The organism is Parasphingorhabdus sp., assembly GCF_036964675.1.
Taxonomy (GTDB): domain Bacteria; phylum Pseudomonadota; class Alphaproteobacteria; order Sphingomonadales; family Sphingomonadaceae; genus Parasphingorhabdus.
This window is the reverse complement of sequence record NZ_JBALTF010000140.1, coordinates 1-1,631: the sequence shown is the minus strand read 5'-3', so window position 1 is coordinate 1,631 and position 1,631 is coordinate 1. Positions and strand designations below refer to the sequence as shown.

The following is a 1,631-nucleotide window of genomic DNA, read 5'->3' as shown; positions in this document are numbered from 1 at the left end:
GACGCGGGTGCCCATGCGGCGGACGTGATCCTGCCGGGTGCTGCCTATACCGAGAAAAACGGCACTTATGTAAATCTGGAAGGGCGCGTGCAGCGCTCCAACAAGGCGATTTTTGCGCCGGGCGACGCGCGCGAGGACTGGAGCATCTTGCGGGCGCTGTCCGATGTGATGGGCAAGACCTTGCCGTTCGACAGTTTCGAGGAATTGCGCGTCAAAATGGCGAAGGATCATCCCGAACTGGCCGTCGAAGGCCTGGTGACGCTGAAATGGTCACCGCCAACCGGATTGCCGGACAAGCCCAAGGGGCAGGGCGTCCATCCGATCAAGGATTTCTACCTGACCAACAGCATCGCCCGCGCCAGCGGCACGATGCAGCTCTGTTCCGCGGAATTGCTGCACGCCGATGACGAGATTATGGAGGCGGCGGAATGAAGATGACCAAGATGCCGTTCGTCCTGAGCCTGTCGAAGGACAGCCTGCGCGCGCACCGTTCATACTTCGACAAGCTCAGCACGAACGGTGCTGGGGAGGTGTCGGAATGAGTATATTGATTGACGCCGTCATCCCAGCGCAGGCTGGGATCCAAACCAATATTGGTTGTCTCACGATAGGCGGGCTAGGCCCCAGCCTTCGCTGGGGCGACGATCGGGAGATGGCGCAATGACCGCCTATCTCCAGACCCTCATGGGCTATGAAGCCGGCTGGTTCGTCGGCACGCTGGCGCTGATCCTGCTGATCGCATTCCCGCTGATGCTCGCCGTGGCGATGATCATCTATGTTGACCGCAAGATCTGGGCAGCGATCGCGCTGCGCAAGGGTCCGAACGTGGTTGGTCCCTTTGGCTTGCTGCAAAGCTTTGCCGATGGTCTGAAAGTGTTCCTGCAGGAAACGATCATTCCGTCGGGCGCGAACAAGGGGCTGTTCCTGCTCGCGCCAATCCTCACCTTTACCGTGGCATTGCTTGCCTGGGCAGTGATCCCGTTTGGCGAGGACATGGTGCTGGCCAATATCAATATCGGCCTGCTTTACATTCTCGCGGTCAGTTCGCTGGGCGTTTACGGCGTGGTTATCGCTGGTTGGGCGAGTAACTCGAAATATCCGTTCTTCTCGGCGATGCGCGCCGCAGCGCAGATGATTAGCTACGAAGTCTCGATCGGTTTCATCATCATTTCGGTGGTGCTGATGGCTGGCAGTTTCAATCTGCAGGATATCATCATCGACCAGAAATCCCATCTGCTCGGGATCAACGCTTATGGCGTCAATCCGCTCTTGTTCCCGATGGCGGTGATGTTCCTGATCTCCTCGCTCGCCGAAACCGCGCGCACCCCGTTCGATCTGACCGAGGCGGAAAGCGAGCTGGTCGCCGGTTATCAGACCGAATATTCGTCCATGTCCTTTGCGCTGTTCTGGCTCGGTGAATATGCCAATGTATTGCTGATGTGCACGCTCAACGCGATCCTGTTCTGGGGTGGCTGGTTGCCGCCGATTGACTGGGAACCGCTTTACATGGTGCCGGGCATCGTCTGGCTGTTCGCCAAGATATTCTTCTTCTTCTTCATCTTCAGCTGGGTCAAGGCGACGGTTCCGCGCTACCGCTATGACCAGCTGATGCGTCTGGGCTGGAAGATATT

The 1,631-nt window shown here is 58.1% G+C and carries 2 protein-coding genes; both read left to right on the top strand.

The genetic code is table 11. The features are described from left to right. Positions 1-432 (top strand): molybdopterin-dependent oxidoreductase (locus tag V7665_RS13580; protein ID WP_335665069.1); only part of this gene is annotated, 432 nt, incomplete at its 5' end. Between the two features lie 228 nt (positions 433-660). Continuing rightward, positions 661-1,631: NADH-quinone oxidoreductase subunit NuoH (gene nuoH / locus V7665_RS13575; RefSeq protein ID WP_335665068.1), on the top strand; the 971-nt coding region annotated here is incomplete at its 3' end.